Origin of the sequence: Marinobacter sp. EhC06 (genome assembly GCF_001650915.1) — a bacterium.
Classification (GTDB): domain Bacteria; phylum Pseudomonadota; class Gammaproteobacteria; order Pseudomonadales; family Oleiphilaceae; genus Marinobacter.
This window is the reverse complement of record NZ_LXYO01000033.1, coordinates 86,807-101,923: the sequence shown is the minus strand read 5'-3', so window position 1 is coordinate 101,923 and position 15,117 is coordinate 86,807. Positions and strand designations below refer to the sequence as shown.

The window sequence follows — 15,117 nt, the reverse complement described above, 5'->3', positions numbered from 1 at the left end:
GATGTATCCACTGTTGCGTTATGGAGTGGCCCTGACAGTCGCTCTGTTATCGCTGACCGCGCAAGCGGACCTGCAAGAACAGCTAGATGCCCTGGAACCGGGCGCGAGCTTTGAGCTTCCCCCTGAGCAGATTTCGTCTCTGGCAATCCGGGTGCCCGGGGTGTCTGTGTCTTGCCATGCCGAGACGGTGATTGACCCGGGCGGGCAGGGCAATGCGGTGGATATCGTCGCCGAGGGGGTGACGTTTTCCGGCTGTTCCGTTCGCAACTGGGGGAGCAATCTTAACGAGCTGGATGCGGGGATTTTTGTGGCTCGGGAGGCCAGGGGTGCGGTGGTTGAGAACAACCGTTTGCAGGGGCCGGCGTTCGGGGTGTGGCTGGACGCAACGCCGGATGCGACGGTCCGCGATAATAGGATTCGCGGTGATGACAGTCTGCGTCCGAATGACCGTGGCAATGGAATTCACCTGTTCAATACCACCGGCGCGCTGATAGAGGGCAATGACATTCGTCGGACGCGAGATGCGATTTATATCGAGACGGCGAATAACAATACGATCCGGGGTAATGAGATGGCGGATCTGCGTTATGGCATCCATTACATGTACTCGATGAATAATCTGCTGGAGAACAATGTCACCCGTAACACGCGAACTGGTTATGCGCTGATGCAGAGCAAGCGTCTGAAGGTGATTAACAACCGGTCGGTTAATGATGAGAACTACGGGATTCTGATGAATTTCATTACCCAGTCGGAGCTGCGAGGGAATGTGGTGACGGGTGTGTCCCAGGGGCAGACCGCCGGTGTTGCCATTGAGGGGGCTGAAGGCAAGGCGGTGTTTATCTACAACTCGTTGTACAACACCTTTGAAGGCAATGTCTTTGCCGACAGTAATATCGGTATTCACCTGACCGCCGGTTCGGAAGACAACGAGGTTTTTGGTAACGCGTTCGTGAACAATCAGCGCCAGGTCAAGTATGTCGCCACCCGCACCCAGGAGTGGTCAAAAGACCGGAAGGGAAATTTCTGGAGTGACTATCTGGGCTGGGACCGGAATCAGGATGGCGTTGGCGATGTGCCCTATGAGCCCAATGACAACGTGGACAGGCTGCTGTGGAAATACCCGGAAGCCAAGGTTCTGATGTTCAGCCCGGCGGTGGATACCCTGCGCTGGGTGCAGGATGCATTTCCGGTGGTCAAGTCCGCCGGTGTGACCGATTCCCATCCCTTGATGCGGATGCCCGCAGAGCTTCAACCGGAGAACCGATGAGCTGTTTTCGTCTTGAGAATGTGAGTTACCGGTACGACAAGACCCCGGTCCTTACCGGGATCGACCTGACTCTGGAGCCGGGGGAGATTCTGGGGTTGTTTGGCCATAACGGGGCCGGTAAGACAACCTGTATCAAGCTGATCCTGGGACTCATGACCCCCAACCAGGGATCGGTTTCCGTACTTGGCGGCCATGCCGGCGATCCGCAGGTAACCCAGCACATCGGTTACCTGCCGGAAAATGTGATGTTCTATCCGCAGCTGACCGGTCGGGAAATTCTGAACCATTTCGCGCGGCTGAAGGGCGCGCCCCTGCAACAGGTGCCGCAACTGCTTGAACAGGTTGGCCTTGGTGATGCGATGGATGCCCGCACCAAGACCTATTCAAAAGGCATGCGCCAGCGTCTTGGTCTGGCCCAGGCGCTGTTGGGCAAGCCGAAGCTGCTGATGCTGGACGAGCCTACCGTGGGTCTGGATCCGGTCGCCACGGCAGATCTGTACCGGCTGCTCCGGGAACTGTGTGAGGGAGGCACCGGCATTGTGCTTTGTTCCCATGTCCTGCCCGGTGTCGAACCCTACATTGATCGTGCGGCCATTCTCACCGATGGCGCACTGAAGGCTGCCGGCGATCTGGCCGCGTTAAGGCGACAGGCCAATATGCCGGTAACCCTGTCTCTGGATCCCGCCAACAGTATCTCGGCGCTGGAACACGTGATCGACAGCGCTTCGAGCAGCATTGGCCTGATCATCAAGTCCGATAGCGGGCGCCTGCGGGTGGATGTGCAGCCAAGGGATAAAATGGCCTTGCTACATGCAGTGATGGCGTCGGGTGAAGTGGCAGATATCAGCATTCATCAACCCAGCCTGGAAGACATCTACGTGCACTTTATCGGTTCGGGTGGCCTGGCCCACCGGGGAGGGAGCCAATGAACAGTATCTGGACCATTGCCCGCAAGGAACTCAGTGACAGCCTTCGTAACCGCTGGCTGATGGCCATTTCCCTCGTGTTTGCGACTCTGGCCCTGGGCATTGCCTGGTTTGGCGCCGCCGCCTCCGGCCAGGTGGGATATGCCTCCACGCCGGCCACCATTGCCAGTCTCGCAAGCCTTGGAATCTTCCTGATCCCGTTGATTGCACTGTTGCTGGCTTACGATGCCATAGTCGGGGAAGAAGAGGGTGGAACCCTACTGTTACTGTTGACCTACCCGCTCAGCCGCAGCCAGTTGCTACTCGGCAAGTTCCTGGGCCATGGCCTGACCCTGGCTCTGGCCACCGTGATTGGTTTCGGCGTCGCCGGCGTGGCCATTGCGGTGCTGGTGGAAAACGTTGCCATCGCCAGTCTCGCGGCAGCCATGCTGCGGTTTATTGGTTCCACCGTGCTGTTGGGATGGGGCTTTATTGCCCTTGCCTACGTGATCAGTGTGCGGGTCAGCGAAAAGCCCATCGCCGCCGGCCTGGCACTGGCGATCTGGTTCTTCTTCGTGCTGATCTTCGACCTGATGCTGCTGGGCACCCTCGTGGCGAGCGAAGGCCAGTTCAGCGCGGAACTCTTGCCCTGGCTGTTGATGCTCAATCCCACGGATATCTACCGCCTGCTCAATATCGTTGCCTTCGGCGATACCGCCCAACTCAGCGGCGTCCTCAGTCTCGGTGCCGATCTGCCCATCGGCGCCACCGGCCTGTGGATCGGCCTGGTGCTGTGGTTTGCCATCCCGCTGGCGGGTGCCCTGTTACTTTTCCGAAACCGCCGTATCTGAACGGAGTTATCCCGATGAACAGAAGTAAACTCAACTGGCTCCTCGCCGCCCTGGCAGTCCTCACATTGACAGCCTGCTCAGGTAGCGAGGAACAAACGACTGCCAAAGCCGCCCCGGTCAATTTTGCAACTGGCGATGAATGCCACGTCTGCGGCATGGTCATCACAAACTTTCCGGGTCCCAAAGGCCAGGCGATCACCGAAAAGGACCAGCACGTCAACAAGTTCTGCTCCACCCGAGACATGTTCGCGTGGGTGCTCCAACCAGAGAACGTTAACCGAAATCACACCGTGTACGTTCACGATATGGCCGAGACTGAGTGGGAAAGCCCGGACGACACCGCTCTTATTGACGCCCGTGAAGCCTTCTACGTTGTCGGTTCCAGCCGAAAAGGCGCCATGGGCCCAACTCTGGCATCATTTGCCAGTCAGGCTGATGCAGAAAATTTTGCCAACGAACAGGGTGGCGAGGTAATGGCTTACAGTGAAATCACCATGGATCACCTGAATACCGGCATGGCGATGCATAGCATGGATGGAATGGACCACTAGAAATGAAAAAGGGGTCAGACGAAAGCTTTCATCTGACCCCTTTTGTTGTGCTAGTTGTTGTGCCGGCCGCTTAGCCGCCGGTCATATTCATGAACCGAAGAATCTGCACATCCCCATTGGTGGAGAAGTGATGCCGCTCCGGCTTCAGATCCATGGCATTGATAATGGTTTCCCGCAGCTTGTCATCGGTCACCGGATTGCCCCGCAGAACCCTGCGTAGATCCACCGAGTGCTCGTTGCCCAGGCAAAGAAGCAGCCGACCTTCAACGGTCACCCTTACCCGATTGCAGGTAGAGCAGAAGTTGTGGGAATGGGGGGAAATGAAACCGACCCGGGTCTCGCTATCCTCCATCCGGTAATACCGGGCGGGACCGCCGGAATCTTCGGTAGCGGGTACCAGCTCATGGTGCTTTCGGATAATGTCCCGCACCTCTTCGCTGGTGCACAGCGCCAGACCCCGGTCGTGCTCGGAAATCTCGCCCAGGGGCATCTCTTCAATAAAGCTGATATCCACCTGCTTCTTGCGGGCGAACTCGATCAGCTCGGGAATCTCTTCGTCGTTGCGGCCCTTCATCACCACCGTATTGATCTTGATGCCCCGGAAGCCGGCCTCCCGGGCGGCATCAATACCGTCCAGCACCTGTGAAAGCTTGCCGGTGCGGGTGATGTTGCGGAATTTGTCGGCGTCCAGGGAATCCAGGCTGATGTTCAACCGATGCATACCGGCCTTGCGCAGAGGCTCGGCCATGGTGGTGAGCTGGCTGCCATTGGTGGTCATGGCAAAGTCGCGCAGCCCGTAGGTGCCGATTTCCTTTACCAGCTCCAGGATGTCTTTGCGCACCAGAGGTTCGCCGCCGGTCAGCCGAATTTTTTCGGTACCCAGGTCAACGAAGTTGCGGGCAACGCGGGCGATTTCTTCCAGGGTGAGAACCTGCTGGCGGGGCAGGAAAGTCATGTCCTCGGCCATACAGTACACGCAGCGGAAGTCGCACCGGTCAGTGACGGACAGACGCACGTAGTTAACGGTGCGACCAAAACGGTCTGTCAGCTTGCTCTGGGGCATCGGGTTGGTCCTGTTGCCGATTGTTTTTTAACCTGAGTATAGACCAAGTATTGCAGATCGGATCACCAAATTGCGATACCCCTCGGGAGGTAAGCCTACCATCAGGTAGGTCAGAGTGGGCCTTCCCTGGCCCGCGCTCTGGTCGATCAGGCGCTCAGCTCGCTGGCAGCGCCGCTTTCATCGGTTTCAAGGGCGACCGGCTCCAGATCCGGGAAGAAAACACCCTTCACGACCTGCCAGGTTACGGCGAGGGCGCCGACGATGAAGACAACGTCGCCAATGGTTCTGACCCAGCGCAGGGTTTGCAGGATGTCGCTCTGCATGAAGGCTTCACTGCGTGCATACCACAGGCCCTCGCTGGCGCTGGCAATGAACTGGATAAAGCCGACCGGCAACAGGCTGGTGAACAACATCAGGACCAGCCCAATGTTCAGCCACCAGAAGCCGACTTTCATCAGCCGCTCGTCAAAGACGATGCGCGGACGGATGTAACGCAGGATCATTAGTGCGAAGCCCAGGGCGAGGAAGCCATAGACACCGAACAGGGCCGCGTGGGCGTGGGTGGGCGTGGTGTTCAGGCCCTGAATGTAATACAGCGCGATTGGCGGGTTGATCATGAACCCGAGCACGCCGGCACCCAGCATGTTCCAGAAGGCGACCGCCACAAAGAAGGTTAGCGGCCAGCGGATATTTTCCATCCAGGGGGCACGGGACTTCAGGCGCCAGTTTTCCCAGGCTTCGTAACCGAGTACCACAAGTGGTACCACTTCCAGCGCACTGAAGGTGGCGCCCACAGCCATGACCGGTGTCGTGGTGCCGGAGAAGTACAGGTGGTGGAAGGTGCCGGGCACACCCCCGAGCATGAACAGGCTGGCGGAGGCCAGGCTGGCAGACGTTGCCACGGTGCGGGATACCAGGCCCATGCTGCAGAAGATGAAGGCCAGGGCAGTGGTTGCGAACACTTCAAAGAAGCCCTCTACCCACAGGTGGACAATCCACCAGCGCCAGTACTCCATGATCGAGATATGAGTACGCTCCCCATAGAAGAAGCCGGCGCCATAGAACAGGCCGATGGCAACCACCGAAGCGGTCAGCAGGGCCAGCAGGTTCTTGTCACCAGGCTGGCGAAGGGCGGGAACAATACCGCGCAGCATCAGCACCAGCCAGAACACGATGCCGAGGAACTTGCCAATCTGCCAGAGGCGGCCAAGATCTACATACTCGTAACCCTGGTGGCCCAGCATGAAGCTGAGGTTGGCTGGCATGATCTGGTTGATGGCGAGGAAGTTGCCAATAAACGAACCGGCAACCACAGCCACCAGGGCCCAGAACAGCACATCAACGCCCAGTTTCTGGAATTTCGGATCCTTGCCGCCATTAATGATAGGGGCGAGGAACAGACCAGCGGCCAGGAAGCCGGTGGCAATCCAGAACATGGCAGACTGAATGTGCCAGGTACGCATCAGGGAGTAGGGGAACCACTCAGAAGTCTCGATGCCGTAGAAACCCTGACCTTCAACCGTATAGTGGGCAGTAAAGCCGCCCAGCATGACCTGGAAAGTGAAGAGGCCAACAACCAGCAAAAGGTATTTGCCCAGTGCCTTTTGGGAAGGGGTCAGCCCAGCCTCGCTGAGAGGGTCCTTGAGTGGGGCCTGTGGTTCTTCATCTTCTTTGCGAAGGAAAGCCCAGGCCCAGACCAGGCCACCGACACCGGCAATCAGGAGAACCACACTTATTAACGACCAGACCACGTTCTCGCCGCTCGGTCTGTTATCGATAAGCGGCTCGTGGGGCCAGTTGTTTGTGTAGGTGACGTCACTGTCCGGGCGCTCGGTAGCGGCGGCCCAGGCAGTCCAGAAGAAAAACTCGGTCATCCGCTCACGACGCTCGGCGCTGGGCAGAGTGTTTTCCTTCATGGCGTAGTTTTCGCGGGTAGACTGCAGTTCCGGGGCGTCGCTGAACAGGCGGCTGTAGTAGTCCGCTGTTTTGGCAATAGCTTCGGTCCTGCGCTCGGAAAGGTGCAGGGTGCTGGTACCGGCATCGTAGGTATTGGTGCGGTACTCGTTTTTCAGGTCGTACTGCAGGGCGTTCTGCTGCTGCCCGCTGAGGCTGTGCCAGTCCTGTCCGTACTCTTCCCGGGCTGCGATGTCCAGCCAGGTTTCCAGTTCCCGGTGCAGCCAGTCGGCGGTCCAGTCCGGTGCCTGGTAGGCACCATGACCCCAGATCGAGCCAAGCTGCATACCCCCGACGGACTGCCAGGCAGTCTGCCCGTCAAGAATGCTCTCCTCGGTCATCAGGGTGTCGCCGTCGGCGGACACAACGAGATCCGGAATGGGCGGCGCTTCGCGATACACCTCGGCACCGAAATACCCCAGTAGTGTGAAGGTTACTGCCAGAATCCCGATCAACAAAAACCAGAGTCGGCGGTACTTAGCCATGGTGCGCTCCTCCCAGTCGGGTCGGGTAGGCGTCTTGCTGTTTCATAACACTGTCTCCTCGATAAACATTTATTTAATATAAATCTTTATTCCGGAATTTTGATTTGATGCATTTGAGGTGTCAAATTTATTTTTGGGTATATCGAAAGGCTTATATGGGGGTGAGGGGTGGTTTCATGTGGGTGCAATTCTACGGTTTGATTTTTCCCTGGAGCCGACTTAGTATTAAGATGTATTCAAAGGAAATGTTATAGGTGAGTTCATGAGTGACTACGAAAAGTGGCTTTTCACAGCAAACAGCACCCTGGGACTGTCAGTGTTGGGTTTGATGGTTACAATTCTGCTCGCATACCCGTTGGCGGGCGCGCTTGCGCTGTCTGTGCAAATTGCCGCCCACATCGGAACCCTGATTTTTGCGGTCGGTATCAAGGTTGCCTACGTGGCGCGTCTGGTTTTTCTTAGCCGTTTGGGCAGACCTGTTCATTGAATCCCGGTAGAATAGATGCAGTTATGAACCTTGGTGAGAACCCCGCGATGGGCGACCGTTTTGGGAAAACCGGATTCCGAATTCTTGCGTATATGTCAATTGCGCTGGCTGCTGCCGGAGTGGTGTTGCCGCTATTGCCCACAACGCCTTTCGTTCTGTTGGCCGCATTCTTTGCCAGCAAGGGGTCTCCGGCTTTTGCTCAGTGGCTTGAAGACCATCCCAGGTTCGGCCCTGCCATTGATCAGTGGCGCACACGCAGGGCAGTGCCGGCACGGGCGAAGCTGCTGGCTTGCAGCATGATGGCCCTGAGTTGGGGAATGCTGTTTGCGCTTGGAGCATCAGGGATGGTGTTGGGCATTTCTGGCGTTTTTTTGTGCGGCACCGCGTGTTACCTGGTGACGCGACCCTCTTATTAAACGATTGCGATAACGACTGGAGTTTTGAATGCACATCACCCGCTACACGGATTATTCACTTCGAGTACTGATATATCTGGCAGTTCAGGGTGATCGTCTGGCGACCATTCAGGAAATCGCTGACAGCTATGACATTTCTAAAAACCACCTCATGAAGGTGGTGCACCAGCTGAACAAGAAGGGCTACATTGAGACCATCCGGGGCAAGAAAGGGGGAATGCGTCTGCACCGTTCGCCTTCGGATATCAGTATCGGCATTCTGGTACGGGAAACCGAACAGGACCTGAGCATTGTGGAATGCTTTTCGTCCAAGAATGCCTGCAAGATAACGCCTGTGTGTGGCCTGAAATCGATGTTCGGTGAGGCGTTAAAGGCCTTTCTGGAAGTGCTCGACAAATACACTCTTGCTGACGTCATCCAGGAACAGCACCGGCCGCAGTTGTTGAGGCTGCTGCAGATCGCGTAAGCAGTCGATACAGAAACTTACGAATCAAATCCCTTTTTTACGCCAGGCACCCGGCGGGTCCGATAATATGGACCTGGATTCATAAATTACAATAACAGTTGTCGGGGCCGGTTTGATTCATATTGCCTTGCTGGTGTTGCTGGCGCTGTGTTCGGCAGGGGCGTCTGCAACCGGAACACCGGACAGTTTTCCCGTTGTACTGAGCGAAGGCAGCGGCAGGCTCGATATTTCCCGGCATTTAAGCTACTACGAAGATCCATCCTCCAGCCTCAATATTTCCCAGATCGCCAAGCGGTGGCCGAAAATCGGGTCCAAAGGTGTTCCCGACGACGCCTATAACTTTGGCTTCACCGATTCCACGTACTGGTTTCATACCCGGGTTATCAATAACTCGAGTCCGAATGATCGGTGGGTAATTGAAGGCCTGTATCCGATCATCGATGAAATGGAACTCTTCATCGTTCGGGAAGACGGGAATATTGGCCGGCAGATAGCTGGCGACTCGATACCTTTCTGGCAACGCCCCAGGGATCATCACAACATCAATTTCCTGCTAACGTTGCCGACCGGGCAGAGCGCCGATCTCTTTTTCCGGGTCAAGACTTCCGGTGCTGTTCAGATGCGCACGCTCCTGTGGCATTCGGACAACTTCAGCGCGACGGACCATCAGGAAAGGTTCCTGCTGGGGCTCTATTACGGGCTTCTCGTGGCCATGGCGATATTCAACTTACTGATCTTCGTTTCCTTCAGGGACACTAACTACCTTTGGTACGTGTCTTATATCCTGTCCTATGGCCTGCTCCAGTTCACTCTCAATGGACTGGCGTTTGAACACCTTTGGCCGGATTCGCCGTGGTGGAACAACCGTGCAGTCGCGTTCCTGATTGCTGCCGGCATGTTCTGCGTTCTCGGCTTTTCCCGGTCGTTCCTGGCACTCAAGGAAAATGCGCCCCGTCTTGAGCGGATTTTCGTGGGGCTTATGGCCTTTTTCGTGGTTGCCGGAGCAGGCGCTCTGATGTGGCCGGACTATGGTCCTGTCATTCGGTTGAACACATTCATGGCCGCCATTTCGGTGGGTTTCGTCATTCTTGCGGGTGGCCTGTGCCTCTATCGCAGGTTCCGTCCAGCACGGTATTTCATGGTGGCCTGGACGGCCCTCCTGTCGGGGATGCTTTTATATACGCTTAAGACCTTTGCGATTGTTCCGGCCAACTTTGTTACCGAGTTCGGGATCCAGATTGGGTCGGCCTTCGAAGTCATTCTGCTGTCCATCGCTCTCGCCGATCGCCTCAGGCACATGTCCATGGAAACCCAGAGAATCCAGCGTGAAATGAATGAGAAGCTGGAGTCCAGGGTCGCTGAGCGAACCTCGGAACTGGAATCCGTCAACCAGCAACTGGAGGCCCTGAGCTCAACAGACGGATTGACCGGAGTTTTCAATCGCCGTTATTTCGATACCCGTCTGGCCGAGGAGGCTGCCCGCAGCCGTCGTCAGGGGGCCCTGTCTCTGATCATGATTGATGTCGATCATTTCAAACTGCTCAATGACAACCTGGGCCATCAGGCCGGGGACGCCTGCCTGCGTCGTCTGGCAGATGTCCTGATGACTGTTGTCAGGCGGGAGACAGATATTGTCGCCCGCTACGGAGGCGAGGAATTCGCAATTGTTCTTCCCTATACCGATGCCGCCGGCTCCCGTGCCCTGGCCGACAAGCTCCGCACGATGGTTGAGCGTGAGCTTCGCTTTGAATGGGAGCAGCAACTGGTACCGGTAACCGTCAGTATCGGTGTCGCGACGGCTCCAGGCGGGCTTTTCGTGGAGCCGAACGAGCTGATTGCGGCCGCGGATGATGCCCTGTACGCCTCCAAGCAGGCTGGCCGGAACAAGGTGACGTTCCGGTCACCGGGAGAGCGGCCCTCAGACCGGTTTGAGCCGGCTATGCCGTAGTGGCGTCGCCGGTGAGGCGCTCTGGCAGGGAATGCCGGAGTATCCGCTTTACCACCGTGCCGTACTGCTTCAAAAAACTGCCGGTGTTGTAGTGAATGCCGTGCTTTCGACACACTGCCTGTACCTTCCCGGATATTTCCGGATACCGGTGTGCGGGCAGGTCCGGGAAAACGTGGTGCTCCACCTGATAGCTAAGATGGCCGCTCAGGATATGCATCCAGCGGCCCCCGGTGAAGTTCGAGGACCCGGTGAGCTGGCGCAAGTACCAGTGGCCCTTGCTCTCACCCTCGCATTCCTCCTCAGTGAAGGTTTCCGCATCCTGGGTAAAGTGGCCACAGAAAATCACCGTGGAAGACCAGAGATTTCGGATCAGGTTGGCTCCCACGTTTCCCGCCAGAACAATCGGAGCCACCGGAAAGGTGAGCAGCGGGAAGAAAACGTAGTCCTTGAACGCCTGCCGGCCGCCCTTGCGGGCGAACTCTTTCAGAAAGGGAAGTTTTTCACGCCAGCTGATTTCCCGGCTGCGCAGTTTCTCCGTTTCAAGTTCGTGCAGTCCCACGCCCCACTGGAAAAATACACTCAGCAGGATGTAGTTGATGAACTGCAGCGCGTGCCAGGGTTTCCAGGGCTCGTCATCAGTGAGTCGCAACACGGCGTAGCCATAGTCTCGATCCTTTCCGATGATGTTGGTGTAGGTGTGGTGCTCGTAATTGTGGGTGCGGCGCCAGGAGTCGCCGGTACATACGGTATCCCACTCGTAGGTCTGGGAGTGGAGGCTCGGGTCGTTCATCCAGTCATACTGGCCGTGCATGACATTATGGCCGACCTCCATATTCTCCAGAATTTTGGCAATGCCCAAGGTTGCGGTGGCGGCAACGAACACCGGCGGCAGGAACCCGAATGGCATCATGATCCGGCCGCCCGCTTCGAGACTCCGGTGCAGGCGGACCATCCGCCGGATGTATCGTGCGTCCCGTTCACCGAGGTCTGCAATCACCTCATCCCGGATCGCGTTCAGATCGGTTTCAAGTTCTGCGAGTTGCGCTTCGGTCATCTTTTTCATGGTAATACTCCCTGCGGAGCACTGGGGCTCCGCGATGAAATCGGGTGTTAATTCCTAAAGGTCCAGTGACACCGGGCCCCGCGGGACCGAGATACAAAGCTGGATGTTCTCGTCACCGGGGCCAGAGGCTTTTCCGGTCAGGCGGTTGATGACGGTCCCCGTGGTTTTCCGGCAACTGCATTGGTGGCAAATACCCATACGGCAGCCGTGGCGCGGGGTCAGGCCGGCGGCCTCGGCGATTTCCAGCAAGGTGGCATTGCCTTCGGAATCGACTTCAAGCTGGCTGCCTTCAAACTGAACCTGACCACCGAGCGTTTCGTTATCCAGATTGGCGCTTGCAGCGGAGAAGAAAGTGCTGTGGATATCCGAATCAGCAAAGCCTCGTTTGTAGAGAAGATCCTGGGCCAGATCCATCAGTCCCTTTGGGCCGCATAGATAGACCTGCCGTGCCTTGATGCCCGGTACCGCGTCCAGATCCTGGTCGCGCAGATAGCGAGGTTCTTTTGACTCGTTGGTGGCAATGATATTAAGAGTCAGGGCGCTGTAGCGTGTCTCCAGGGCCAGCAGCTTTTCCCGGGCAATAACGTCATCACTGGTTCGAACGAAATACAGCAATGTCACCGGTGCCCGGTAATCCAGCGCCGCCATGGTTTCAAGCTGGCTCAGCACCGGCGTGATGCCACTGCCGCCGGCGATGAACAGGACCGGCTGGGCCGGTTCTGGTGTCTGAAAGTCGCCAAAGGCCTCGCCCAAACCGATGACTGCACCGGTTTGAAGGTGATCGTGGAGCCAGTTGGTCACCAACCCGCCGGGAAGGCGTTTGATGGTCAGTGTGACCCGTCCCTGCTCCTGCCAGAGCAAGGGTGAGCTTGAGAGACTGAACGTACGGTTGCGGCGGATTCCGTCAACTTCAACACAGATGTTCACATGCTGACCCGCGCGAAAGCCGGACCAGCGTCGGGCCGGCTTCAGAACCAGGGTTTTGGTGTCCCTGGTCTCAGAGAGGATCTGCTCGACCCGGGCCGGTGTGTACTCTTGTACCCACATAGGGTTGATGCGTTCGATCAGAGGGTCGAAAAATGCCTCTGGATCGTTCCGGTTGAACAGCTGCCTGCCAAGCCATTGCAGGGCTTTATGCTGGGTGTGTCTCGCTAACATACTGGGTGCCTCCCTGAGGCTTTCGGTTATCCGTGTGTACAAGTGTTCACTAATGTGTACGAATGTACACACGGATGTCTCCGACTACAACGGTCCGACTGGTAATGGCTCAAAATGACAAGCATTCTGTACTTTTATTTTTTTGGATGTGTACACTTGTGAACCTTGGTTGACGGCAGACGGTACAGACACAAGATGGCGGAAAAACAACGAAGAAAGCCCGGTGAAACCCGTGAGAAACTGATGACTGCGGCGTTGACGCTGGTAGGCAAGGGGCGGCATTTCGCCAGTCTTGGTATCCGGGAAGTGACTCGTCAGGCAGGTGTGGTACCAACCTCGTTTTATCGGCATTTCCGCAATATGGACGATCTGGGGCTTCAGCTGGTGGATGAGCTTGGACTGGTGCTGCGCAGGATGATGCGGGAGGCCCGCGCGAATGTGTTGCAGGCGGACAAACTGATTGAGGAATCGGTAGCCATCTTTATCAGTCACGCCCAGGCCAACCGGAGTTTTTTCCTGTTTATGGCTCAGGGGTTGGCGGGTGAGAGCCGGGCTGTGCAGGAAGGCATTCGCAGTGAGATGCGTTTCTTTGCCAGTGAGCTTGCCAACGATCTGCGCCGATTGCGGCTGGTGGACCACCTGACCGACCAGGATCTGGACATGACCTGTGATCTGGTGGTGCGAAGTGTTGCCTTCAGCCTGACCGATCTGCTCGGTGTATCAGCCGATGACGACTATCAGATTGAGCAGATCCGGAAGCGGACCACCCGCTTCCTTCAACTGATCTTCGTGGGTGCTGCCCACTGGCAAAGCGCGGGCTGATCGTCTGCTCGATCAGTCCGCTTTACTTTTTCTCGTCGCCGGCTTTCGTGGCGTCCTGGGCTTGTCCGCAGTCTTTGCCTTGGCCTTTGGCGGTAGAACCAGGCTTTCCAGTTCGTCCAGTGCCTCGCCGGTATAGACAGCCAGCCTCTGCATGCTTGGCAGGGTGTCCCGGCAACCCGTGTACCCGAAGTTCAGTGAGCCGTCATAGCTCAGACAGGTAATGTTCAGTGCGCCCCCGTGGGCAATCAGGGACACCGGGTACATGGCTTCCAGTTTCGCACCCTCGTAGTAGAGGGTTCTCTGGGGCCCTGGCACATTGGAAATCGTGACATTGAATACCGGCCGCATCCTTCCACCCAGGCCGGACATCAGTTGCAGGATGTAGGGCGACATCAACAGCATGGTGTACTGGGTCAGAGCGCTTTTAGGCAACTTCTGGAGATGCTCTTTTGCCCTGCGGGTGGAGGACTTGATGTTCTGGAGGCGGGTTAGCGGATCCGCCTCGTCGGTTGCCAGGGAAGCGATCATGAAGCTGATCTGGGTGCCCACACCCTGGTCATCAGACGGCCGAATATTGACCGGGATGCCGGCCGTGAGTGGGGTGTCCGGCAGTTCATCCTGTTCCAGCAGAAAACGCCGGAGGGCGGTGCCGCAAAGATACAGAACAATGTCATTCAGGGAGCCGCCGGATATATGGGCAAGCTCCTTGATCCGGTCCAACTGGTAGTGCTGGGTGGCGAACCGGCGCTGGCCGGTGACCCGGTGATTGATCTTGGAAACGGGCCCGGTAAACGGCGCGGTGAGGCCATCCTCGGGATGGCGAACAGAATGCACCAGCCGGTTGCCTGCCTGCCATAGTCGTGGCGCCATGTCGGCTTGCAACTTCAGCGCCTCCATGGCCTGTGAAACTGCGCCGGGCACGCTGGCCTCGGAGTCGGATTTGCTGCCGCGACGACGCTCCGGACGCACCGACCAGGGTGGCGGCATATCCCTTTTATCTGGATCTGTCGTCAGCACCCGTTGCATCAGGCGCACACCGCTGATGCCGTCAATCATGGAATGATGCATCTTGGTATAAAGCGCAAACCGGTTGTTTTCCAGCCCTTCGATAACGTGGCATTCCCAGAGCGGGCGGGCAAAATCCAGGGGGTTGGAGTGCAGTCGCGATACCAGAATACCCAGTTCCCGTTCACCGCCGGGGCGGGGCAGCGCGGAGTGACGCACGTGGTAGTCCAGGTCGATTTTCTTGTCGACTTTCCATGCCGGGGCCAGTACCCGACCCAGCAATCCGGACCAGGCAAGCTTGTAACCCCAGGGAGGTGCTACGTCACCGGTTTCCTTCATGCGGGTCACCATGTCCCGAAGGAAGGTTTCAGGGGCGCCCTCCGGTAGCGAAAAGATCTGCAGGTTGCCCACGTGCATGGGGGTGTCTTCAGATTCTACGGCCAGCCAAGAGGCATCCAGGGTTCCCAGGCGTTTCATTCCTTGTGTGTCTCCACGAGTGTCCAGGTATTTTAATTGTCTGATGCAAGTATACTTGCAACTGCTTCGGGACACGATGCTTGCGGCCAGAAACTTCCCGGTTTTGCAGCGTTTAACCGTTACACGCTGTTGCCGTTGAAGGCTCCCGAAAGGGAGCAGTGTGTGCTACTTTTCATCGGTTGGTCGCAGTAAAAACA

General features: G+C 57.1%; 14 protein-coding genes. 9 read left to right on the top strand and 5 right to left on the bottom strand.

Features of this window, described 5'->3' with window-relative positions:
- Position 1 precedes the first annotated feature (1 nt).
- The 4 genes from A8B84_RS16305 to A8B84_RS16290 are packed head-to-tail and all read left to right on the top strand — an operon-like array spanning position 2 to position 3,577.
- Positions 2-1,270, top strand: a complete 1,269-nt coding sequence (locus A8B84_RS16305) for a nitrous oxide reductase family maturation protein NosD (protein ID WP_064227628.1) — start codon at positions 2-4, stop codon at positions 1,268-1,270.
- Positions 1,267-2,199 (top strand): ATP-binding cassette domain-containing protein, encoded by a 933-nt coding sequence (locus A8B84_RS16300; RefSeq protein ID WP_064227629.1) that lies wholly within the window; start codon positions 1,267-1,269, stop codon positions 2,197-2,199. The genes A8B84_RS16305 and A8B84_RS16300 overlap by 4 nt, the downstream gene beginning before the upstream one ends.
- Positions 2,196-3,026: an ABC transporter permease gene (locus A8B84_RS16295; protein ID WP_064227630.1), complete on the top strand. Its 831-nt coding sequence runs from the start codon at positions 2,196-2,198 to the stop codon at positions 3,024-3,026. Before A8B84_RS16300 ends, A8B84_RS16295 begins: the two co-directional genes overlap by 4 nt.
- A gap of 14 nt (positions 3,027-3,040) precedes the next feature.
- Positions 3,041-3,577 carry a nitrous oxide reductase accessory protein NosL gene (locus A8B84_RS16290; RefSeq protein WP_064227631.1) on the top strand — a complete coding sequence of 179 codons (537 nt, stop codon included), beginning with the start codon at positions 3,041-3,043 and terminating at the stop codon, positions 3,575-3,577.
- A 70-nt stretch (positions 3,578-3,647) separates the two neighbouring features.
- Here the strand turns inward: A8B84_RS16290 and moaA are convergent, their stop codons facing one another.
- Both moaA and A8B84_RS16280 read right to left on the bottom strand, forming a co-directional pair.
- A complete protein-coding gene (gene moaA / locus A8B84_RS16285) occupies positions 3,648-4,640 on the bottom strand; it encodes a GTP 3',8-cyclase MoaA (RefSeq protein ID WP_064227632.1) in 993 nt (330 codons plus the stop codon).
- 146 nt (positions 4,641-4,786) lie between these two features.
- A complete protein-coding gene (locus A8B84_RS16280) occupies positions 4,787-7,078 on the bottom strand; it encodes a nitric-oxide reductase large subunit (protein WP_064227633.1) in 2,292 nt (763 codons plus the stop codon).
- Between the two features lie 262 nt (positions 7,079-7,340).
- Here A8B84_RS16280 and A8B84_RS16275 point away from each other — a divergent pair, with 262 nt between their 5' ends.
- From A8B84_RS16275 to A8B84_RS16260, 4 genes are all read left to right on the top strand, one after another.
- Entirely contained in the window at positions 7,341-7,565 is a 225-nt protein-coding gene (locus A8B84_RS16275; protein ID WP_064227634.1) for a hypothetical protein, read from the top strand.
- Positions 7,566-7,588: 23 nt separating this feature from the next.
- Complete coding sequence (locus tag A8B84_RS16270; RefSeq protein WP_082905197.1) at positions 7,589-7,981, top strand: YbaN family protein; 393 nt, start codon at positions 7,589-7,591, stop codon at positions 7,979-7,981.
- Positions 7,982-8,009: 28 nt separating this feature from the next.
- Positions 8,010-8,447, top strand: a complete 438-nt coding sequence (locus tag A8B84_RS16265; RefSeq protein WP_014578197.1) for an RrF2 family transcriptional regulator — start codon at positions 8,010-8,012, stop codon at positions 8,445-8,447.
- 112 nt (positions 8,448-8,559) lie between these two features.
- Positions 8,560-10,395, top strand: coding sequence for a diguanylate cyclase (locus A8B84_RS16260; protein WP_064227635.1), 1,836 nt, complete (start codon positions 8,560-8,562; stop codon positions 10,393-10,395).
- Here A8B84_RS16260 and A8B84_RS16255 read toward each other — a convergent pair.
- Positions 10,385-11,458, bottom strand: a complete 1,074-nt coding sequence (locus tag A8B84_RS16255) for a fatty acid desaturase family protein (RefSeq protein ID WP_064227636.1) — start codon at positions 11,456-11,458, stop codon at positions 10,385-10,387. The genes A8B84_RS16260 and A8B84_RS16255 overlap by 11 nt on opposite strands.
- Before the next feature lie 54 nt (positions 11,459-11,512).
- The gene (locus tag A8B84_RS16250; RefSeq protein WP_064227637.1) at positions 11,513-12,616 is read right to left on the bottom strand and encodes a ferredoxin reductase; all 1,104 of its coding nucleotides are present in this window, start codon (positions 12,614-12,616) and stop codon (positions 11,513-11,515) included.
- 195 nt (positions 12,617-12,811) lie between these two features.
- Between A8B84_RS16250 and A8B84_RS16245 the strand changes: the two genes are divergently transcribed.
- The gene (locus A8B84_RS16245; RefSeq protein WP_014578194.1) at positions 12,812-13,438 is read left to right on the top strand and encodes a TetR family transcriptional regulator; all 627 of its coding nucleotides are present in this window, start codon (positions 12,812-12,814) and stop codon (positions 13,436-13,438) included.
- Between the two features lie 12 nt (positions 13,439-13,450).
- On the opposite strand, the gene A8B84_RS16240 is transcribed toward A8B84_RS16245, so the two are convergent.
- The gene (locus A8B84_RS16240) at positions 13,451-14,920 is read right to left on the bottom strand and encodes a WS/DGAT/MGAT family O-acyltransferase (protein WP_064227638.1); all 1,470 of its coding nucleotides are present in this window, start codon (positions 14,918-14,920) and stop codon (positions 13,451-13,453) included.
- Positions 14,921-15,117 lie beyond the last annotated feature (197 nt).